Origin of the sequence: Mesorhizobium australicum (genome assembly GCF_900177325.1) — a bacterium.
Lineage (GTDB): Bacteria > Pseudomonadota > Alphaproteobacteria > Rhizobiales > Rhizobiaceae > Mesorhizobium_A > Mesorhizobium_A australicum_A.
Map to the genome: position 1 here is coordinate 3734731 of NZ_FXBL01000004.1, position 21752 is coordinate 3756482.

The 21752-nt window shown below is 65.2% G+C and carries 15 protein-coding genes and 1 pseudogene; 7 read left to right on the forward strand and 9 right to left on the reverse strand.

Going from position 1 to position 21752, the window contains the following annotated elements; genetic code table 11:
* Nucleotides 1-90: 90 nt before the first annotated feature.
* Entirely contained in the window at nucleotides 91-276 is a 186-nt protein-coding gene (locus B9Z03_RS20930; protein WP_085465979.1) for a hypothetical protein, read from the reverse strand.
* 137 nt (nucleotides 277-413) lie between these two features.
* On the opposite strand from B9Z03_RS20930, the gene B9Z03_RS20935 reads away from it, so the two are divergent.
* Complete coding sequence (locus tag B9Z03_RS20935) at nucleotides 414-3566, forward strand: caspase family protein (RefSeq protein ID WP_176247583.1); 3153 nt, start codon at nucleotides 414-416, stop codon at nucleotides 3564-3566.
* A 2-nt stretch (nucleotides 3567-3568) separates the two neighbouring features.
* On the forward strand, nucleotides 3569-6310 hold the full coding sequence (locus B9Z03_RS20940) for a caspase family protein (protein WP_085465981.1): 2742 nt from the start codon (nucleotides 3569-3571) through the stop codon (nucleotides 6308-6310).
* Nucleotides 6311-6322: 12 nt separating this feature from the next.
* Here B9Z03_RS20940 and B9Z03_RS20945 read toward each other — a convergent pair whose 3' ends face one another.
* Together B9Z03_RS20945 and B9Z03_RS20950 are read right to left on the reverse strand one after the other, a co-directional pair.
* Nucleotides 6323-7810, reverse strand: coding sequence for an alginate O-acetyltransferase AlgX-related protein (locus B9Z03_RS20945; protein WP_085465982.1), 1488 nt, complete (start codon nucleotides 7808-7810; stop codon nucleotides 6323-6325).
* A 2-nt stretch (nucleotides 7811-7812) separates the two neighbouring features.
* Nucleotides 7813-9225 carry an MBOAT family O-acyltransferase gene (locus B9Z03_RS20950; RefSeq protein WP_176247584.1) on the reverse strand — a complete coding sequence of 471 codons (1413 nt, stop codon included), beginning with the start codon at nucleotides 9223-9225 and terminating at the stop codon, nucleotides 7813-7815.
* Nucleotides 9226-9465: 240 nt separating this feature from the next.
* On the opposite strand from B9Z03_RS20950, the gene carB reads away from it, so the two are divergent.
* Nucleotides 9466-12960: a carbamoyl-phosphate synthase large subunit gene (carB, locus tag B9Z03_RS20955; protein ID WP_085465984.1), complete on the forward strand. Its 3495-nt coding sequence runs from the start codon at nucleotides 9466-9468 to the stop codon at nucleotides 12958-12960.
* Between the two features lie 385 nt (nucleotides 12961-13345).
* Here carB and B9Z03_RS29520 read toward each other — a convergent pair whose 3' ends face one another.
* Both B9Z03_RS29520 and B9Z03_RS20965 read right to left on the reverse strand, forming a co-directional pair.
* Nucleotides 13346-14167 (reverse strand): HEPN domain-containing protein, encoded by an 822-nt coding sequence (locus B9Z03_RS29520; protein WP_139832352.1) that lies wholly within the window; start codon nucleotides 14165-14167, stop codon nucleotides 13346-13348.
* Between the two features lie 701 nt (nucleotides 14168-14868).
* Nucleotides 14869-15636 (reverse strand): type I restriction enzyme HsdR N-terminal domain-containing protein, encoded by a 768-nt coding sequence (locus B9Z03_RS20965; RefSeq protein ID WP_085465986.1) that lies wholly within the window; start codon nucleotides 15634-15636, stop codon nucleotides 14869-14871.
* 266 nt (nucleotides 15637-15902) lie between these two features.
* On the opposite strand from B9Z03_RS20965, the gene B9Z03_RS20970 reads away from it, so the two are divergent.
* Together B9Z03_RS20970 and B9Z03_RS20975 are read left to right on the forward strand one after the other, a co-directional pair.
* A complete protein-coding gene (locus B9Z03_RS20970; RefSeq protein ID WP_085465987.1) occupies nucleotides 15903-16301 on the forward strand; it encodes a hypothetical protein in 399 nt (132 codons plus the stop codon).
* Nucleotides 16302-16518: 217 nt separating this feature from the next.
* Nucleotides 16519-16950, forward strand: coding sequence for a hypothetical protein (locus tag B9Z03_RS20975; protein WP_348529052.1), 432 nt, complete (start codon nucleotides 16519-16521; stop codon nucleotides 16948-16950).
* 79 nt (nucleotides 16951-17029) lie between these two features.
* Here B9Z03_RS20975 and B9Z03_RS20980 read toward each other — a convergent pair whose 3' ends face one another.
* Nucleotides 17030-18553, reverse strand: coding sequence for a hypothetical protein (locus tag B9Z03_RS20980; protein ID WP_085465988.1), 1524 nt, complete (start codon nucleotides 18551-18553; stop codon nucleotides 17030-17032).
* A 150-nt stretch (nucleotides 18554-18703) separates the two neighbouring features.
* On the opposite strand from B9Z03_RS20980, the pseudogene B9Z03_RS30670 reads away from it, so the two are divergent.
* Nucleotides 18704-18969 (forward strand): annotated as a pseudogene (locus tag B9Z03_RS30670) (hypothetical protein).
* Nucleotides 18970-18987: 18 nt separating this feature from the next.
* Here B9Z03_RS30670 and B9Z03_RS20990 read toward each other — a convergent pair.
* Both B9Z03_RS20990 and B9Z03_RS20995 read right to left on the reverse strand, forming a co-directional pair.
* Complete coding sequence (locus B9Z03_RS20990; RefSeq protein ID WP_085465989.1) at nucleotides 18988-19506, reverse strand: hypothetical protein; 519 nt, start codon at nucleotides 19504-19506, stop codon at nucleotides 18988-18990.
* A gap of 92 nt (nucleotides 19507-19598) precedes the next feature.
* Nucleotides 19599-20375: a lytic transglycosylase domain-containing protein gene (locus B9Z03_RS20995; RefSeq protein WP_244561804.1), complete on the reverse strand. Its 777-nt coding sequence runs from the start codon at nucleotides 20373-20375 to the stop codon at nucleotides 19599-19601.
* Between the two features lie 201 nt (nucleotides 20376-20576).
* Here B9Z03_RS20995 and B9Z03_RS21000 point away from each other — a divergent pair, with 201 nt between their 5' ends.
* Complete coding sequence (locus tag B9Z03_RS21000) at nucleotides 20577-21143, forward strand: methylated-DNA--[protein]-cysteine S-methyltransferase (RefSeq protein WP_244561805.1); 567 nt, start codon at nucleotides 20577-20579, stop codon at nucleotides 21141-21143.
* Between the two features lie 145 nt (nucleotides 21144-21288).
* Here B9Z03_RS21000 and B9Z03_RS21005 read toward each other — a convergent pair whose 3' ends face one another.
* Complete coding sequence (locus tag B9Z03_RS21005; RefSeq protein WP_085465991.1) at nucleotides 21289-21594, reverse strand: hypothetical protein; 306 nt, start codon at nucleotides 21592-21594, stop codon at nucleotides 21289-21291.
* Nucleotides 21595-21752: the final 158 nt, after the last annotated feature.

A 21752-nucleotide genomic window follows, 5' to 3' on the forward strand; every position in this document is an offset into this window, starting at 1 on the left:
CCTGAAGGTGATGACGCAAAGGAAAACAATCGCGCCGGGGGGACTTACTGAAGCATCGACGGCTTCCGTCGCCCACATCCGGTGCCGCAACTATTTCTGCTTGGCTCCGGCACTTTTCCCGTCGGAACTCCTTGAGCGTTCCTCGAAGCGTTTCGCGCCTTTCTTGAGGTCTTGGCCAGTTCTGGCCTCCACCTTCTTCTCGTCCTTGGCGGCGGCTTGCCGCAATCCTGTTGCAGCTTCCTTGCCCTTCGGCGTGGGCGCATTCTTGATAGCCATCTCGTTCCTCCCTCGGCCGCGATCCGGCCAAGGGAGACAACGCAGCTGCGGCCGTCGGGTTCCAGCGGGCTTGCCAGCAGCCGCCATCTTGACGCCATATGTCTGGCGACACTTCCCCTTGGGTTAGGTCTGGTCAGGTGGGCGTTCGGAAAGGCTTCATCGCTGCCGTTCTGGCGTGCTTCGTCGGCGCGCTGGCTTTGCTATGCGCAGCGGCCCCCTCGCTGGCCGCCGACAAGCCCTTGCGCGGTGTGGCGCTGATCATCGGCAACGGCAACTACGAGCATCTGGCGAAGCTCGCCAACCCGCCGGAAGACGCCCGCGCCATCGAGGACCTGTTCGATGAGCTCGGCTTCGAGACCTCCTCCGCGCGCGATGCGGACGCAAAGAAGCTGAAGCGCGCCGTCGAGCGCTTCATCGAGGATGCCGAGGGTGCCGACGCGGCCGTCGTCTACTATGCCGGCCACGGCATCGAGGCTGCCGGCGAGAACTGGCTGATCCCCACCGACGCCGCCCTTTCCTCGCTCGACGACGCAGCTGAGACACTGGTGCCGCTGTCACGCCTGATGCAGGATCTCGGCAAGGTCGTCCCGCTTACTATCGTGCTGCTCGACGCCTGCCGCGACAACCCGTTCCCCCCGGGCACGACCGTCAGGACAGATCCGGACGCAGCCCCTGCCCCCGTCTCCGCCGCCGGCCTTGGCGAAACGCGCTCGGTCGCCCGCTTCGGAGCCACATCCGCGGGCGGGGCGGCCGGGCAGGAGAATTTCGGCGCGCTGATCGGCTTCGCCGCCGAGCCTGGCAAGGTCGCGCTCGACGGCGAGGCCGGCGCCAACAGCCCCTATGCGGGCGCGGTCCTGCGCCACGTCTCGGCCATGACCGGCGAGGAGTTTGGCACCGTCATGCGCATGGTCGCCGAGGAGGTGTACCTCAAGACCGGCGGGCGCCAGCGCCCTTGGGTCAACGAGAGCCTGCGCCGCCTGCTCTATTTCGGCTCCGCCCCCGAGCCGGTCGAAGGCGAGGAAGGCGACATCCTGAAGGAGCGCCGCCAGCTCCTCCTCACCATCGCCGCCCTCCCCGGCCCCGATCGCCAGCAGGTCGAGCAGGCGGCGGCCGCGCGCGGCGTGCCGATGGACGCGCTCTACGGCATGCTGCGCGCGCTGGGCCAGGACATCCCCAAGGACCCCAAGGCCCTGCAGGAAATGCTGCGCGCCCAGGCGGAGACGCTGAAGGACCTGATGGCCGAGCGCGCGGCGCTGAAGAGCACCGATCCCGAGATCGTCCGCCTCTCTGCCCTCGCCGACCATGCGCTTGCCGAAGGCGCGCTCGCGACCGCCATCGCCCTGCACGGCCAGGCCAAGGAACGCGTCGGCGTCCTCGAGAAAACCGTCGCCTCCGCCGAGGAGGACGCGCTCGCCCGCCGGCGCGAATTCGCCGCCGTCTTCGCCCGCAGCGCCGAGGCCAACGCACTCGCCTTCGATCACATCGCCGCCGCGGCCGACTACGGCAAGGCCTTCGAGCAGGTGGATCGCCGCGACGACCGTCTCGCCTGGACCTACAAGCACTCGCAGATGATGAGCCTGTCGCGCCATGGCCGCTTCATGGGCGACCGTGCGGCCTATGAGCAGGCGCTGGCCGCGGGCGACGAGGCGCTTCGTCTCGCCGACTACATCGGTGATCCCCAGCTGAAGCTGCGGACCCGCAATGACATCGGCCTGACGCTGCGCCGCATCGGCGAGCGCGAGCCCGGCACCGAAAGCCTCGACCGCGCCGCCTCGATCCTGCGCGAGGCGCTTGCCTCCACCACGCGCGACGCCGACGTAGCGTTGTGGGGCCGCATGCAGCAGACCTTCGGCGAGGCGCTGGTGCGCATCGGCGAGCGCCGCTCGGACCCCGCGCCGCTGGAAGAGGCCGTCGTCGCCTTCGAGAACGCCCTGTCGACCCGCTCGGTCGAAATCAATGCCGAAGACTGGGCCGAATCCCAGCACGTGCTGGGCGCAGCGCTTGCCACGCTCGGCGGCCGCGACCGCGACGACGTGCGGCTCAACCAGTCGATCGACGCCTTCAAGGCGGCACTGACCGTCCGCTCGCCGCAACTGTCCGAGATCGACTGGTCGAACACGCTGAGCGCCCTCGGCGCCGCCTATGCGATCCTCGGCGAGCGTCGCGGCAACGCCGCGATGGTGCAGGACGCCGTCGCCTGCTTCCGCCAGGCGCTCACCGTCATCCGCCGCGAGCGCATGCCGCTCGAATGGGCCGACGTGCAGTCCAATCTCGGCGCGGTCCTCGTTCGTGTCGGCGAACTCGGCGGCGGCGCTGCGCCGATCGAGGAGGCGATTGAGGCCTTCCATGCCGCGCTGTCGGAACTGACCTATGAGCGCGGCCCCGCCGCCTGGGCCGAGACCCAGAACAATCTCGGCGCCGCACTCGCCTGGCTCGGCAACAACCGCGACGACGTCGACCTCTTCCGCCAGTCGATCGAGGCCTACAGACAGGCGCAGAAGGTGCAGAGCTTCGAGGCTTCGCCGATTTCCTGGGCGCTCAGCCAGTACAATGTCGGCACGACGTCCGGCATGCTCGGCCGCCTCACGCGCGACGTCGCCACCCTGAACGAATCCGTCGCAGCCCTGAAGGATTCGCTCCGCATCTACACCCGCGACCGCATGCCCTACGACTGGATGCGCGCGCAATACGAGCTCGGCCGTACCCTCTTCGCGCTTGCCCGGCTCAACAATGAGCGCCAGACCATGGTCGACGCCGCCACCGCCTTCGAGGCCTCGCTCGGCGATACCACGCCCGAAGAGGCGCGCACCCGCTGGACGGTCGGCTGGAAATATCTCGGCACCGTCTACCTCGAATTCGCCGAGAAGGAAGGCAATGCCAAGGTCGCGCGCATGGCGATCGGCGCGCATGAGAACTCCCTCAAGGGCCAGGGGCTGGAGAAGAGCGATCTCGTCGAGGCGTATGGCGGCCTGGCCAGGTCCTGGCTGACGCTCGGTCTGATCGAGAAGAACCCCGAGGCGATGCGCAAGGCACGCGTTGCCTTCGAGACCGCGATCGGCAACAGCGATCCGGCTGAAGATCCCGACGGCTGGGTCGACAGCCGCGACGGCCTCGCCGGCGTCATCGCCGAGCACGGCATCCTCACCCGCAGCAAGTCCGACCTGCAGGAGGCACGGCTGATCGTCTCCGGCCTGCGCGAATTCGTCCGCTCCAAGGGCGTCGACCGCTACGAGGACTACTTCCGCGACCGCCTCGCCACCATCGACCGCTTCATCGCGGAGATCCCGTGAACATGCCGGGGAAGCTGGCAGGGCTCGACGGCCGGCATCGCGCGAGCGCCGTGTGGATCGGTCTGCTCGCCCTCGCTGTGCTGTTCGCCCTCTGCGCCCCGACGCTGGCTGAAAAACCCTTGCGTGGCGTGGCGCTGGTCATCGGCCAGTCCGACTACGAGCACCTGGCGAAACTGCCGAACACCGCCAACGATGCCGACGCGGTCGACGGCCTGTTGGACGATATGGGCTTCGAGACCTCCGCCTCCACCAACCGCGACGCCCGCCGCCTGAAGCGCGATCTCGACCTCTTCGTCGAAGACGCCGAGGGGGCAGACCTCGCCGTGGTCTACTATGCCGGCCATGCCGTCGAGGTCGGCGGCGAGAACTATCTGGTGCCGACCGACGCCGGCGCCGATCCCGAAAAACTCGCCGACAGCCTGGTCCCCGTCTCCGACTTCATCGCCGGCCTGCGGAAATCGGCCAGGATCGTCGTCGTTCTGCTCGACGCCTGCCGCGACAATCCCTTCCCGCCGGGGCTGGCGCTGCGCCTGGGCGACGCCGACGCTCCGCAGCCCGTCACCGTCAGCGGAGCCGCCGCGCGCAGCGTCCAGCGCTTCGCGCCGACCAGCGCTGCCGGCACCGACGGCCTCGGCACGGTCATCGCCTTCGCCGCCGAGCCCGGCAAGGTCGCGCTCGACGGCGAGCCGGGCAGCAACAGTCCCTATGCGGCGGCGCTTGTCCGCCACATCGCCGCGATGTCCGGCGAGGAGTTCGGCACCGTCATGCGCATGGTCGGCGAGGAGGTTTATCTCAAGACGGGCGGCAGGCAACGCCCCTGGGTCAACGAGAGCCTTCGCCGCCTGCTCTATCTCGGCGCCGCGCCCGCGCCGGTCGAAGGCGAGGAAGGCGCGATCCTGTCCGAGCGCCGCCAACTCTTGCTCACCATTGCCGCCCTGCCCGAGATCGGCCGCCGCCAGGTCGAGCGCGTCGCGGCCGACGGCGGCGTGCCGATGGACGCGCTCTACGGCATGCTCAGGGTCCTCGGCACGGAAGCGCCGAAGGACCCTTCCCGCCTCGACGCGCTGCTGCGCGACCAGAGCAGGCGCCTGTCCGAGATCATGGCCGAACGAGCCCGCCTGAAGCAGACCGATCCGGAGATCGTCCGCCTCGCCTCCCTTGCCGGCGAGGCGATCAACGAGGGAGCGCTCTCGACGGCCACCTCGATCTACGAGCGGGCCAAGGCACGCGTCGCCTCGCTCTCGCGCGACCTCGACGCGGTCGAATCCGACATCCGCGACCGCCGCATCGAATATGCCCGCGTCTACGCCGAAAGTGCCGCCGCCTACGAACTCGCCTTCGACTTCGCCGCCGCGGCCAGCGATTATGAACGTGCCTTCGCCGAGGTCGAGCGCTGGGACGACCAGCTCGCCTGGGACTACCGCCGCCGCGCCGTCATCGCCAGCTACCGCCACGGCGAATACAAGGGCGACGCCGCCTCGCTCGAACGCATCATCGCGGGGCGCGACGAGATCATGCGCCTCGCCGCCCGCCTCCCCTCCAACCTCCCGCGCGCCGAGGCCGAACTCCAGATCGGCAATGCGCTCAACGTGCTCGGACGCCAGCGCGCGGACGCAAAAGTGCTGGAGGAAGCCGTCGCCGCCTATCGCCAGGCGATCCCGGTCTTCGAGGCGGCAAGCGATCGCACCGGCCTCTCCCGCGCCCGCAACAACCTCGCCAGCGCGCTCACCTCGCTCGGCGCCAACGACACGGGCACCGAACGTCTCGACGAAGCCATCGCCATCCACCGCCAGCTAGTGGCCGACGCGCCCTTCGAGGCCGATACGCTCGAATGGATGACCGCCCGCCTCAACCTCGCCTCCGCCCTGTCCCGGCTCGGCGAGCGCTCCGGCTCCACCGCCACGGCGCGCGAGGCGCTTGCCATCCTGTCGGAGATCGTGACGCGCACCGGCCCCGACGCCGATCCGATCCCGTGGGCACTGGCCAAGTTCAACCTCGCCGGCACGATGCTCTTCGTCGGCGAGCGCGAGGGCAATCCGAAGATGCTGGCCGATTCGACCAAGGCCGGCGAGGACGTGCTGAAAATCTGGACCCGCGACGCCTTCCCGCTCTACTGGGCCTCCGTCCACAACAATATCGGCAACGCCTACCAGGCGCTCGGCTTCGGCATGGCCGACGACACCTTCTTCCGCGCCGCCGAATACGAATACCGCGACGCGCTGGACGAGTGGCGCAAGGACCGCGTGCCGGACGACTGGGCCAAGGCCACCAACAATCTCGCCAACGTGCTGAAGAAGCTCGGTGCCTCCACCGGCGAAGAAGCGAAGCTGGAGGAAGCCATCGCCGCCTACCGCGCCTGCATGGACGTCTGGACCCGCCCCGACAAGCCGCTCTCCTGGGCCTCCGCCCAGAACAACATGGGCGACGCGCTGGCGATCCTCGGCACGAAACGCCGAGACGCCGCCCTCTTGCGCTCGGCACTCGAAGCCTTCGACCTCGCCCTCGAGGAATGGACCCGCGACCGCCTCCCCTACGACTGGTCCGTCGCCACCAACAACCGCGGCGGCACCCTGGTCGCGCTCGGCGAAGTCACATCAAGCGCCGACCTCATCCGCCAGGGTATCACAGCCATAGAAACCGCCTGGGCGTATGACAAGGAGACCGGCGAAACCGGATATGACGACTATTACGCCAAGCGGATCGAGTCTGCGCGGAAGGCGCTGGATGGGATGGGGGCGCGATAGCGCCGGTCAACCTTACTGGCTCGATACGGCGCCGACCGGAGGCAGAAAGCCTGTCTGTATCTTCAGTTTGAACACCGGTCCGTTCGCGCCGATCGGGTCGACCCGCAATATAGTCCCTTTGAAATCCTCGGGAAGAATGATCCCGAAGTCGCGTGGCCCCGGAGCGTCGGTGAACGTCAGCGAGAACCCTTCGAAATACGCACCATTCTGATTGGCCGTCTTCTGGATAGGCAGGAAGACGGAACCTTTTTGTTTGACCGTCGTCTCGTACGAGACCCGGACGCACGGCCTGCCCTGATTGGGCAGTTTGATGTATATCTGCGGGTCTATTCCCGCCTCGAAGTCTCCGGCATTCAGTTCGGTCATGTTCTTCAGGGTCAGGTTATCCCTGGCCGCTTCGGAAACTGCGCATTCCCGGGCAGCGCTGGAGTTCACGTCCAGTATCGCCGCGCCCACGCCACGCGCCCAGGAGATTTCCCGTCCCAAAACACGCGGAAACAACTCCCGTTCGACGGAATTGGCCAGGACATGGGCGGGCCTTTTCGCAAACTCGGCTTTCACCTGGGCATCGAAATCCGCGGCGCCGTACGAGAGGAATATCGGTTTGACGAAGATGCCTTCCAGCAAAGGCTTGGCCGAAGCATAAAATGAATCGTGCAGGACGAGGGCCGAAGGCAGCCTGTCTCCTGAAATCTTGCCAAACTCGCTTGCGACAAAATCCTTGTAGATCTTGAAATCCTCCTCGTACGATACGCGCAGGAGGTTCTTGGTCATGTCGGTATTCCTGCGCACCTCACCGCTGGCAACCGAAGGAGCCTTCAGTTCCTTTCCGAGATATGCTTTCGCGATCTGAGAAATCGACAGTATTTTCCCCAGCTCGTTCCAGTGCGTGTCGGTCCTCAGGTAAAGCAGATCGTCCGTATACGTGTGCCCCAAGACATCGAGATGATCGATCACGCTTGAGCCGCTGGCAGCCGCAAGCTCTCGCCATCTGCGCGACGACCGGATCTTGCAACCTGCGGCAGCTTCGGCGGCTGGTCCAAGCCTTTCGGGATACACGACCTCCTTGTCCGGCGAGACCGACACGCGAAAGTCGATGCCGACGGCTCCGGCGAGGGCTCGCATGGCCTCGATCCGTGCCAGACCGACGCCGATGTCGCGGTCGGAAAGACATTCGCCGTCCCTGAAGCCCGGCTTGTAGAACAGCCATCCTCTTTCGCCGGAGATCACCTGCCCCGTGTTGACGAAGCCGAACACTTTGAAATCCAGGGTGTTCTTGGTGCGGATGGCGTCCATTCCGACGGGAGAGTTTGTCACGAGCCGCCGCGCGACGTCGTTGCGGTTTTTGTCGTCAGGCGTCAGGAGCTGGGCGGAGGTCAGTTCCGCCATGGTGACGACCTTCTCCGCCGCCGGGTCGATGCCCTGGACTGCAAGGCTTCCAAGCGGCGCCGCAAGGAACACGGCAAAGACGGCAGCTGTGGCGAGGTTGGCGAGCTTCATCCTCAGAACCTGAAATAGAGGAAGGGCGAGAACGACTGCGGAATGACGTAGATCGTGCACACGGCCACAGCGGCTGCGACGAAGGCCAGCCGCGCATATCGCGCGAGTTCGCCGCTTGCGCCCGCCGCCACCACGCCCGCCGGCCGGAACTGGCCCTGCATCAGGATGAGCAGGCACGCGAGCAGCATCATCGCCGTCGCCTGCGGGGACAGCGCGAGCTGCACGCCGCCCGGCACCGTCCACGCCCCGTCGGCGAGCGGCGAGGCCATGGCGCGCACGTGGCTTAGGAAGGCGGGCAGGTCAGGCGCCCTGAACATCACCCAGCCAACAATCACGACGGGGAAGAAGTAGATCATCCGCAGCGCCTGCGAGGCGACCGCCCGTCCGCCCAGCAGCAGCCGCTCGGCGATCAGGAACGCGCCATGATAGATGCCCCACAACACGAAGGTCCACGCCGCCCCGTGCCAGACGCCGGTGGCCAGGAAGACGATCATCAGGTTGACATAGGTCCGCACCGGCCCTGCGCGGTTGCCGCCGAGCGGGATGTAGAGATAGTCGCGGAACCAGGTCGACAGCGACATGTGCCAGCGCCGCCAGAACTCGGTCACCGTGGCCGCCGCATAAGGATGGTTGAAGTTCTCCCTGAAGCGGATGCCGAACATCATGGCCAGTCCGATCGCCATGTCGGAATAGCCGGAGAAGTCGAAATAGATCTGGATCGAATAGGCGATCGCGCCGAGCCAGGCCGATGCGAAGGTCTGGTCGGCGCCTGCGAGCGCGAACGACGCATCCGCCACGCCTGCGACGCTGTCGGCGATCAGCACCTTCTTGCACAGGCCGACCATGAACCGAGCCGCACCCGCGGCGAAGATGTCGGTGTCCAGCTCCGGATGATGGAAATCCTTCTCGACGTCCTTGTAGCGCACGATCGGACCGGCGATCAGCTGCGGGAAAAACGCCTTGTAAGCCGCGAACAGCACGAGGTTGCGCTCGGCCTTCACCTCGCGGCGCCATACGTCGATCACGTAGGAGATGCCCTGGAAGGTGAAGAAGGAGATGCCGATCGGCAGCACGATCGCCTCGGCGAAGGCCTTGAGCGGCTCCGAGCCGAAGAAGCCGACGCTGCCCAGCAGGAAGGCGGTGTATTTATAATAGCACAGGATCAGCACGTTGAGGGCGATCACCGCCGCCACCACGCCCTTGCGGTGCCATCGCTCCACCGCGAGCGCGCCGGCATAGTTCAGCCCGATGCTGACCAGCAGCAGGAAGACGTAGAGGCCCGAAGACCAGTAGAAGAAGATCAGGCTCGCCAGCAGGATGAACGGCGAAAACAGCCTCGTCCCGCTCAGGATCACTCCCAGGAGCAGCGTGATCGGCAGGTAGAGGTAGAGGAAGGCCTGATCCGAGAATACCATATATCTGCCGGGAGATGCCGAGGTCGCCATCGCAGATCGCAAATGGACGCGGCGAAGTCAATTCGGGCTCTTGCAGCGGAGCTGACGACATGGCGCGACGCAATCCGCCTCTCCCTTGCCGATAGGGGGTTACATCGCTCCCGCTTCTCCCCTATAGAGCCCGCCTAGCCTTACATCGGAATCGATCGGCCGCCGGCGGACCTGCCCGCACCGGCGGCTTGCGCACACGCCGGGACCACCATGCCGAAACGCACAGACATCAAGTCGATCCTCATCGTCGGCGCCGGGCCGATCATCATCGGCCAGGCCTGCGAGTTCGACTATTCCGGCACCCAGGCCTGCAAGGCGCTGAAGGAGGAAGGCTTCCGCGTCATCCTGGTCAATTCCAACCCGGCCACGATCATGACCGACCCGGAACTGGCCGACGCCACCTATATAGAGCCGATCACGCCCGAGGTCGTCGCCAAGATCATCGCCAAGGAGCGGCCGGACGCGATCCTGCCGACCATGGGCGGCCAGACCGCGCTCAACACGGCGCTGTCGCTGCGCCGCATGGGCGTGCTCGAGCGCTACGGCGTCGAGATGATCGGCGCCAACGCCGAGGCCATCGACATGGCCGAGGACCGCTCGCTGTTCCGCGAGGCGATGGCCCGCATCGGGCTGGAGACGCCGCGCTCCATGCTCGCCAACGCCTCCGAGGTCAAGGACGCCGACAAGCGCAAGCACGAGGCCCGCCGCGCCGAGCTCAAGGCGGCCAACCCGCCCGACCTCGACACGGCGCTCGACGCGCTCGAGACCGAGTGGAACCTCGGCGAGGGCGACCGCAAGCAGCGCTACGTCTCCCATGCCATGGGCGTCGCCGCCCAGGCGCTCGACCATGTCGGCCTGCCCGCCATCATCCGCCCCTCCTTCACCATGGGCGGCACCGGCGGCGGCATCGCCTACAACCGCGCCGAGTTCTTCGAGATCATCGGCTCCGGCCTCGACGCCTCCCCCACCACCGAGGTGCTGATCGAGGAGTCCGTTCTCGGCTGGAAGGAATACGAGATGGAGGTCGTGCGCGACCGCGCCGACAACTGCATCATCGTCTGCTCGATCGAGAACCTCGACCCGATGGGCGTCCACACCGGCGATTCGATCACGGTCGCACCCGCGCTGACCCTGACCGACAAGGAATACCAGATCATGCGCAACGCCTCGATCGCGGTGCTGCGCGAGATCGGCGTCGAGACGGGCGGCTCCAACGTCCAGTTCGCCGTCAACCCGAAGGACGGCCGCCTCGTCGTCATCGAGATGAACCCGCGCGTCTCGCGCTCCTCCGCGCTCGCCTCCAAGGCCACCGGCTTCCCGATCGCCAAGGTCGCGGCCAAGCTTGCCGTCGGCTACACGATGGACGAGCTCGACAACGACATCACCGGCGGGGCCACGCCGGCCTCCTTCGAGCCGAGCATCGATTACGTGGTGACGAAAATCCCGCGCTTCGCCTTCGAGAAATTCCCCGGCGCCTCGCCGGTGCTCACCACCGCGATGAAGTCGGTCGGCGAGGTCATGGCCATCGGCCGCACCTTCCAGGAATCGCTGCAGAAAGCATTGCGTGGATTGGAGACGGGGCTGACGGGATTGGACGAGATCGAGATCCCCGGCTTCTCGCCTTCCGGCGACGCGTCTGAAAACCGCAACGCCATCCGCGCCGCGCTCGGCACCCCCACGCCCGACCGGCTGCGCATGGTGGCACAGGCGCTGCGCATGGGCACCTCCACCGAGGAGGTGCACGCCATGTGCGCCATCGACCCGTGGTTCCTCGAGCAGATCGAGGGGATCGTGGCGATGGAGGCCCGCATCCGCGAGCACGGCCTGCCCGACGACGCCGACAACCTGCGCATGCTCAAGGGCATGGGCTTCTCCGACCAGCGGCTCGCCTCGCTCACCCGCCGCGAAGCCTCGGATGTCGCCGCACTGCGCAAGCAGCTGGACGTCCACCCGGTCTACAAGCGCATCGACACCTGTGCGGCCGAGTTCGCCTCGCCGACGGCCTACATGTATTCGACCTACGAGGTGCCCTTCGACGGCGCGCCGCGCTCCGAGGCGGCCGTCTCCGACGCCAGGAAGGTCGTCATCCTCGGCGGCGGCCCGAACCGCATCGGCCAGGGCATCGAGTTCGACTATTGCTGCTGCCACGCGGCCTATGCGCTGCGCGAGGCGGGCTATGAATCCATCATGGTCAACTGCAACCCGGAAACCGTCTCCACCGACTACGACACCTCCGACCGGCTCTATTTCGAGCCGCTCACCCCGGAGGACGTGCTCGAAATCCTTCTCGCCGAGCAGGCCGCCGGCACGCTTGTCGGCGTCATCGTCCAGTTCGGCGGCCAGACGCCGCTCAAGCTCGCCGACGCGCTGGAAAAGGCCGGCATCCCGATTCTCGGCACCTCGCCCGACGCGATCGACCTGGCGGAAGACCGCGACCGCTTCAAGAAGCTGCTCGACCGGCTCGGCCTGCGCCAGCCGAAGAACGGCATCGCCTGGTCGGTCGAGCAGGCGCGCACCGTCGCCTCCGAGCTCGGCTTCCCGCTGGTCGTGCGCCCGTCCTATGTGCTGGGCGGCCGCGCCATGCAGATCATCCACGACGAGGGCCAGCTCCAGACCTACCTGCTCGACACGGTGCCCGGCCTCGTGCCCGAGGACATCAAGCAGAAATACCCCAACGACAAGACCGGCCAGATCAACACGCTGCTCGGCAAGAACCCGCTGCTGTTCGACACCTATCTCGCCGGTGCGATCGAGATCGACGTCGACTGCCTCTCGGACGGCAAGGGCACCTATGTCGCCGGCGTCATGCAGCACATCGAGGAGGCCGGCATCCATTCGGGCGATAGCGCCTGCTCGCTGCCGGCCTACACGCTTGACCGCGCCACGATCGACGAGCTGGAGCGCCAGACCGCCGCGATGGCGCTGGCGCTCAAGGTCGGCGGCCTGATGAACGTCCAGTTCGCGCTGAAGGACGGCGACATCTACATCCTGGAGGTCAACCCGCGCGCCTCGCGCACTGTGCCCTTCGTGGCCAAGACCATCGGCCGCCCCGTCGCCAAGATCGCCGCGCGCATCATGGCCGGCGAAAGCCTCGACGGCGCCTTCGCCCATTACGGCAAGAAGATCGACCCGAACGCGATTTCGCACATCGCGGTCAAGGAAGCCGTCTTCCCCTTCGCCCGCTTCCCCGGCGTCGACACGCTGCTCGGCCCCGAGATGAAGTCGACCGGCGAGGTCATGGGCCTCGACACCGACTTCGCGCTCGCCTTCGCCAAGAGCCAGCTCGGCGCTGGCGTCGACCTGCCCCGCTCGGGCGCCGTGTTCGTCTCGGTGCGCGACGAGGACAAGGAAGCCGTCCTGCCCGCCGTGCAGAGGCTGTCCGACCTCGGCTTCCGCGTCCTCGCCACCTCCGGCACCGCCCGCTTCCTGGCCGGCCACGGCATCGCGGCCGAAAAGGTCAACAAGGTGCTCGAAGGCCGCCCCCACATCGAGGACGCCATCCGCAACCGCCAGGTCCAGCTCGTTTTCAACACCACAGACGGCCAGAAAGCCGTCTCCGACTCCAAATCGCTCCGCCGCGCCACGCTGATGAACAAGGTGCCCTACTACACCACCCTCGCCGGCATGGACGCCGCCGCGCAGGCGATCGCTGCGCTGAAGGCCGGGAGCCTGGAAGTGCGGCCGTTGCAGGGGTATTTCAGCTAGTCGCCATGGCTGAGCTGCGTCTCTTCCCGTTCACGGGGAGAGACGGCCGGCAGGCCAGTGGGCAGCACAGTCCTGAAGTATGCAGAGCCTCGATGGTGATGAGCACTTTCAGCTAAACCTTCGACAAACCCGTCGTGGCGATCCCAAATATAGCCAAACGCTTCATGATAGGGGCCGGCCTTGCAAATCAAAGGGTGATCTTGATCGGCGCGACCTATGGCAAGAATTCGCGGATTTCGACGCGGTACGCGGCTATGCCCGGCAGAATGCGGGCGAGCAACTGCTCGGGGTTTGCAAGAGATGCTGGCCAAATAGGCATGTCCAGATGAACAAGGAGTTTCACAACCTTTTCCTCGGCCGGTGACCTAAAATGTTGATATCTCAACTACGCGTCCAGCACGAGTTTTTCCCAATCCATCTTGCCGATCGATAGAATTTTCTTAGCGACGTCACGGGCGATTTCGATACCAAGTTCGGCATCTAGAAGAGTTCCATTTTGCCGACCGCTTTCCTTAGCTAAATTTCCGGTGTGAACGGCCTTAGATCGCATGCCGTAGAGTTTCTTGATCAACTTATAATTTTCGATCCGCTCGCTCGGATTTCTAGAAATAAGCCATGCACCGCGAACTGCAATCTTATATGCAAGCTCTCCTTGCTCGCCATCCAGGAGCATGCTTTCGAGCGCTATGCTAAGATCTATTAGCTTATCAACTACATGTGTCTCAGCTGCGGACAGCATAATTCTCTCAAGGGGAACGTGGAGTTTCTCCTTCCTTTTCTCATCGTAACTTATCCAGTTTTGCCAAGCACTCATCAAAACATCTCCGTCGAACACGGAGCCTTTACGGTAGTGCGGAAACGGACGAGATCCGCTGCTAAAGCCATGGCCTGGCCTTGGGTGATCTCGCCAATTTGGGTGTTCTGCCCACCTTACAGTCATGTAAGCTAGACATTTGGGAATTAGGGAGAAAGCCCGCATTACTTCATCGGCTAGCGCTTGAGCATGGCGGAAATTTTTCGCATTGGACTGCCCCATTCTTTCCAAAACGGGTGGCCCCTCAAATTCAATCTGCAAAATCGCGTCGCCATGAAAATTACTAAACGGTTGCTGGTATATGTTCATCGACGTGTATTTAAAATCGGCAAACGGCTTTATTGATATATATTTATCGATATTTACAGTATCTTTTATTTCAATTCCTCTCAAGATTGCGATATATCGATATATTTATTTCTCATTCGATGAAATCGACAATAGTTTTTCAATGGACGACCTAGTTTCGCCATTTTTTGCGTTCTCTAGAAGCCAATTCATTAGATAGAAGTGTGATGCCGTGGACGAAGTATCTCCACTGTTTACACATATCGGTTCAGCTAGACCCTTCTCATTGAGAAATTCTTGGACCGCGAGGAACAAGCGAGACGCCGGATCGTCTGCGGGGAGTGAATTAGGTGCAGGGTGTATTTGTCCCCGCACGGGTACATGATGCGCAACGGCATCCTGCAATTCCAGTTCAACCCTTGCCAGATAATTCCTATTCATCTTTGCTCGCCTGACGGACGCCCGCAATTATTTCGTCTAACGTCGTTCGGAAACTTTGATCAATTGAATACAAGCTTATCAGATCGAGTTAGGATCTGTGGCTGTTAAACTACTTGCCAGTCTAAGCGATTCACGCCCCTACGTCATAAAAGTTCACCTCCCCACGGGGGCAGTTTTCGCGCAGGAGAGCTGCACACCGCAAAAGAGAAGACGCTCCAGTCCCGAAACTCTCTTCCGAGTGGCTGCACCGACTACAGGTCACCTCCACACCTTCCAGCGTGCCGTAGTCACCATCAAGGTCGACATAGTGGGTTGTCGTCGCTACGCGGGCCAAGGCCTATCTCCCGTTACCGAAAATATGCCGCTCAAGCCACCACCTCCTTCTTCTTCGCTCTCTCGATCTTCGCCCCCGCCTTCCTGATCCGCGTCGCCGCCTCCTTCGCCTTGTCCCCCTCCATCGTCTCGCGCTTGATCACTTCCTGCTCGATCAGCGCCTTCAGGTTCTCCGGCACGACCTTGAGGTCCGGGAACAGTCGGCGCAGCTCGCGCCGCACAACCGTCACCACCGGCTCCGAGCACATGATCGCGGCCACGGTGAACCGGTTGAACAGCTGCGCCTGCTGATGGAAGGCATCCATCGCATCGATGGTCAGCCCTTCCTTGGCGAACAGGAACAGCTGCTGCAGATGGTCCTCGTTCTTGGCGCTGACGGACGGCAGCGAGAAGCGACAGACTTCTTCGTGGCTGATCTGGTTGGCGACGTAGATGCGGATCAGCCGCCATTCGATGGCATTGGTCAGGATCACCCAATGAATGCCCTGATGCGCGCCGTAGTCGATCACCTGTCGAAGATGATTGTCGGCAAGACTTGAGCCCGCAGACTTCACCTCCACCAAGAGCCTGAGCTTGCCGCCGATCTTGATGGCAAGGTCGCAATAGGTCGCCTTGATCTGGTGCTCCGAGGTCAGTTCCTCGTATTTGTCGTAGCCGAAGATGTCGGCCAGTATGTCCTTGACCAGCGTGACAGTATCGGCCTCGGCTGAATCCGCCTTCTGCTGCGTCTCGGCGATCTTCTGATACTTCTTCACCTGCGCGCCGACGCGCTCGACGAATTTCTTCGGTAGCTTGTTCATGGGATCCCCCTCCCGGTTGCAAGAGTGGAACCGATTCGCGCGATTGGCAAGTGGCATGAGCAAGGGCCACCCTGTGGACAGTTTACGTCACTCCCACGGAAAATCGCACCTCCGGCAAAGCTGTGTGCGGACAGGAAATAGCAAGCCGTCCCGCCACTTACCCGCCGGACCACACGCCCCGTCTCCCCAAAAACCACCCGCCCCCTCAAGAAATCGATCCCACACTTCCCTCCCCGCCCCATACTGAGCGCGGAAAGGAGGCCGGGATGGGCTGGGAGATGGACAGGAAGGCGGTGCGGCGCATTGTGGCGCGGTTGTTGTCGCTGGCCGATCTCGCGGAGCGCGCCGGCGGCCGCTGCCACTTCGTCTGCTGTCTCGTCCTGTGGATCCTGCGCCCCGCCGAGGCCGCCGCGCAGGACTATCTCGCCGAACTGACCGGCTGCGACCTCCCCGCGCAGATGCCGGGCCGCTTCGAGGGCGCCGCCGAGGCCATGCGCCTCGCGCAGAGTTTTCGCGCGCTCGCAGCCGCCCTTGCCGTGCTGATGGACGGGGTCTGCGAAGAATGGCAGGCAGTCATTCCGCCCCGACGCGAACCCACCGGGCCCGCGATCGCCGTTCCCGCCGCGCTGCTTGCGCTGGCGGTCGAGCGCCTCGACACGTCCTGACGCCGGCCGCCGCAGCCCTCTTCCCGTCCATCCCCGCGTCGTGCGCTTGCGCCCGCGCAACGCCTCCGTGCGCCTTCCATCCACCGACCCGCCGCCCGCCCTTACCTCCCCCGCATCGTACCGCCGGATAAGTCACCCTCCGCCCCTTCCCGCTTGCGCGTTGGCTGCGCCTCCGCTAGAGGCGCGGATGGGTGGCTGGGCAGAGCATGGAGTATCGATGCCGTTCGCCCGATATGCGACCGCGCCGCGCGCCGCTGTCCGTCCCCTCGCCTCTTCCGCCGTGAAACGCGCCGTGCCGGCCGCCGCCTGCCTACTGGCGCTCGCAATCGCCGGGTGCACGACGTCGCCGGCGCGATACGCCGCCTCGCTGCCGCAGCAGGACCCGAAGTTCCACTCGCCGCAGTGTTTCGAGATGCGCGCGCGGGCGGCGAACTACGAGGCCGGTCGCAAGCCGCCGATGAGCTGGGCCACCGGCGCGCTGATGGGCCCCTACGGCCTGGCCATCGCGGCCGCGAGCAAGGAGCACCAGGAAAAGCAGCGCAGACTGTTCGCCCGCGACATGCACCTCGCCTGCTCCAGCCGGCCCCTGCCGCGGGAGCTTGACGTCGAGCAAGAACGGCCCGCCGAGCCGGGCAGCGTCCCGCGCTGACCGCCCCGGCGAAACGCCGCGCGGGGGCGCGGCGTTCGTCTTCATTCACGGCGGAGCGACGAGGCTCCGCGAGATCCGCTCAGCCGCCGACGTAGACGAACCGGACCGACGACGTCTTGTCGCCGAACCCGATGTCGTTCAGATTCTGCGATCCCATGCCGGTGAACTCCTTGTAGCTGCCGCCGAACGTGTCGTGCTGGTAGATGCGGGCGCGCCAGCCGCTCGGCACACACCAGCGCACCGCCGATGTCTTGTCGCCGAATCCTTCCACCTTCTTCAGGTCGTCGTAGCGGCGCTTGCCATAGTCGGCATAGTCGATCATCAGGCCGCGGTCGCTGAAGTCGGAATCGTCGTAGAGCTCGATGAAGGCCTGCTGGATGTCCGACATGCACTGGCTGCTGTTGGGGAAGATCGAGCGGAACTCCATCATCTTGACCGTGCTGCTCGGCCCCGAATTGTCGTGCTCGACGCCGTAGACGATCAGCTTGCCGTTGGTGTCGACATAGACGCCGCCGGCGGCGTCGAGGTTGCAGTGGGTGTTGGTGCCCGTGCTGTAGCCCGGCGAAGGATAGCCGCAATAGAGGTGCCTCTTCGCCACCTTGCTCAGCATGATCTGGCCGGCCGAATCCGTCACCTTGAAGAGGTCGAGCCAGTCCTGTCCGATACCGATCACCACCGACGTGTTCATATGCGTGCCGGCCAGGAACAGGCTGCCGTCGCACTGGGTGATGAACTGCAGGCTCTGGTAGTCGCCGAACTCCCAGTCGTTGATCGTCGACTGCTGCAGCTCGGATTCGTGCCAGCTGTCGACGAACGAGAACGTGGTGGTCGGCTGGTTGAGATAGGCCGAGTTCGAACGGTAGAACTCGAGCGTGTTGGCGCCCGAGCGCGCGGTCACCACCAGGAACGTCTCGTCCTGCAGCTGGGTGATGCCGACGGAGCCGGCCTCCGAGGTCTGCGTGGTAATGCGTGGCGGATAGAGCAGCCGGCTGGTCGGCTGGCCGACATTGTAGAACAGCACGCGGCCATTGCTGGCGCCTGACAGCGAGCCGTCGAGCGCGACGGCGAGGATGTCGCCGCTGGATTGCAGCCCGCCGGAATGCTTGAACGCCAGGCCGGACGGCATCGGCTCGTCAGCGAGCATCTGCGCCGATACGTCGGGCGCTGTGGCCGGGTAGGACGAGTGGGAAAGCTTGTTCGAGCGCCAGCGGCCGCCGGTGTCGTTCTCCGCGCCCATATGCACCACCGAGAACGGCACCGTATTGTTGCTGCCGTTCGAGCGCGAGATGGCGAGATAGGCCTTTCCGGCGCCGTTCAGCCGCTGCACGCCCTGCCAGTGCCGGTTCGAGGCGGCGTTGCCGACCGGGTCCCCGATCGTGAAGAAGCCGAGCGGGTCGCCATGGTCCCGAAGCGCATTGACCGAGTCGGGCACGTTCTCGATGCACCTGTTGCAGGTGGACGCTATGGAACCGCAGGCCCTGCCGACCGTGAGGTCGGACGCCAGGGCCGGCGTTGGCAAGGCGGCTGTGATGGGGGCCAGAAGGCCCAGCGCCGCGATGGATTTGCACAGCTGTGCAAGCGATTTGAGGACTGTTTCGCGCACTGTCGTCTCCGTTGGGTTTCAAGGGGGCACAGCGAGGCTATCCGCCTCCGATGACAGTGCGGCTAAGGCTGTGTGACAGTTGCTCCAATATTCGGCTGCTGCTCGGGGTCCTCGCTAGACCTATCCGCCGGCGGGCCCTATCTCGCGCGCATGGAGGAGATCGACTTCACCCCGCCGGACATCGTCGCGCAGAACGCAGCGCGCGGCCTCGAATGGCGCACCCGCTCACGCCCGACACCATCCGGCGCATGGTCAGCTATTTCGCCCGCTAAAAGGTCGACAAGCGCGGGCGGAACTTCTTCGATGACGACAGGCCGTCGGCCGGCCGCATCGCCTGGCTTTTGTGGGGCGGCGACGAAGGCCGCGCCTGGGCGCTCGACCTCAAGCGCCGGATCGGCAAGGCCGGGGATATCTGAGCGGGCCGTCCCTCCGGATCAGTGCCCGCCGGCGGGCTTCTCGCCATGGCCGCCGGCGGCCGGCGCGCCGCCGCCTTCGGCCTTGACCTCGGCGCGGTCGATCTCGGCCAGCATCCGGTCGCACGAGGCTTCCGTCACCGTGCCGGCGCGGCGCAGCGCCGCCAGCCACGACATCTGCACCAGCAGGCCGTCATGCGCGGCTTCCGCGTCGCTCGCCTCCTTCAGCGCGTCGACCTTGAGCGCGCCGCAACGGCCCTTCAGGATCTGCGACAAGGCGAAATTGTAGGTGGCCGACGTCTCGGCAGCCGCTTCCGCCTTCAGCGCCGCGACCTTCTGCGGGTCCACCCCGCCATGCCCCTTTTCCTCGACATGCAGCTCGGGTGCCGGCGCCAGCAAATAGGCCCAGGCGCCATAGCCGCCCCCGCCCAGCACGGCGAGCCCCAGCACGGCAACCAGCGCGAGCTTCACCACCGAGCGCTTCTTCGGCGCGTCGGGAGACGCCGCCGGCGCCGCCATCTTTGCCTTCTTCTTGAACATGCCCCCGTTGTAAGCACGAAGGCGTTAAATCGGCGTAATCGCCAGACCCGGGGGAAGCAGAAACCTACTGCCTACTGCCTACTGCCTACTGCCTACTGCCTGCGCTTGCGCACCCGGTCCCGCCCGAGCCCGGTCTCGTCCAGCAGCCCCGCCCGCTTGGCGTGGTAATAGTAGCCCGACTGGTAGAGCCGGTCGGCCTGCCGCTCGTCGCCGTCCGCCACGAGATAGGCCCCGCGCAGATATTTCACCGAATAGATCAGGTTGGTCTCGGCGTCGAACAGGCCCTCGGCCGAGCCGCGATAGCCCATGCCGCGCGCCGTCTGGTGCTTGATCTGCATCAGCCCCCAGTGGCCGCGATTGTAAGCCTTGGGGTTGAAGTTGCTCTCGCGCTTGACCACCTTGCGCACGAACGCCTCCGGCAGGTCGTAGTGGCGGGCATATTTGGCGATCAGCGCATCGACCGGCGCGCCGGAGGAGCGCGGCGGCAAGGGCGCGAACGCCGCCACCTTCACCTCGCCGGCGGACGGCTGTTCGGGAACGGCGGCCGCGATCGCCGCGGCGGCATTGTTCTGCGGAGTGGCGAGCGCCACCTGCGACAGCCGTTCAGGCGAAGGCTGCTGCGCCACGACCCGGTCGCCCTTGGGTGCGGCTCCTTCCGGCATGGCGGCGGCAACGGCCAGAGCGGAGGGAGCGAGCGGCAGTCCGGCGAAGTTCTCCGCCGCCGCGTCGATGTCGGCCACGGCGAGAGAGGAGGTCGCCCCCTGCGGCTGGAGGGACGGTTGCGGCGCGAGCGACGCCAGATCGCCGGAGACGCAGCCCGACACAAGTCCGGCCGTGCAGGCGATCAAGAAGAGACGGCGGACGGACAACGCGGAACTCCAGGCTCGTTGGCGTTTGTCCCGATTGCAGCCGATTTCTGGCGGGAATGAGACGAAGGCTGCGAATCGTAATCCGCGCGGCCCCCTTCCCGCAACCCGGCGCAATCCGCGGCTTTTTGCCGGGCAAATGTTCCCGGATTGTTCGACTGCGGGACTCGCTGTAGGATGGTAGCCCGTTTCATGGAGCGGCCCATGGATGCTTCTTCACCCCTGTTCCACACCGTGCTGGACACGGTGCTCGGCCCGATCGGGCTTGCCTGGCGCGCCGAAGCGAATCGCGCTCCCGTCGTGCGGCTGCAGTTGCCGGCGGGCGACGCGGCCGAGACCGAGAAGGCGCTGACGCGGCGGCTCGCCTCGACGCGCGCGGCAAAGCTCCCACCCGAGATTGCGAAACTGGCGGCCAGGATCGAGGCCTATGCAAAGGGCGAACAGGTCGACTTCTCGGCCGTTCCGGTCGATTTCGGCCCGGTCGAGCCGTTGCGCCGGGCGATCTACGCGGCGTTGAGAAAACTCCGCCATGGCGAGACGCTCACCTATGGCGAGCTCGCCGAACGCGCCGGCTTCCCCGGCCAGGCGCAGGCGGTGGGCCAGGCGATGGGCAAGAACCCGGTGCCGCTGGTCGTGCCTTGCCACCGCGTATTGGCGGCCGGCGGCAAGATCGGCGGCTTCTCCGCGCCCGGGGGTGCTGCGACCAAGGAAAAGATGCTCCGCCTCGAAGGCGCTATCGCCACGCCGGCGCAGGGGGATCTGTTTGGGTGAGGCAGTAGGCAGTAGGCAGTAGGCAAAAACTCCACACGATCCGGCAGTCCAGAGAAATCCGGGCTGCGAGAGAGATCTTCCTCTACTGCCTACTGCCTACTGCCTACTGCCTACTGCCTACTGCCTACTGCCTACTGCCTACTGCCTACTCATCAAACGGATACGTCCTCTGCATGCATTTCAGCACACGGCAGCGCTTGGTGTCCGACGTGGGTACCACTTCCAGCTTGGCGTATTCGCCGCGCTGGCAGTAGCCGTCATGGGCGACGTAGCGATCGTAGAGCGGCAGCGAGGGATCGCGGGCCGAGCGGTAGCGCAGGATCACAGCGCCCTCTTCCCGGATCCGGCTCTGCGCCTCGCCGCAAGACATCTGCATCGAATTGTAGCGCGAGATCGCCTGCGCCGGCAGAACGGTCGCGACGAGGGTCAGCGCGATGAGTGCGGTTCGCATGTAAACCTCCTGAACCTGCGGCGGGTCGGCGTGATTGAAGCACGTCGATCATGACCGAGATAGGGCGCGCGATCCTGCTGCGAAGGGCCGACCTTGCAAAATCATCCATGCCCACCCATATACAGTCCAACGGCGTTCGATGGATTTCTTCTTCCGGA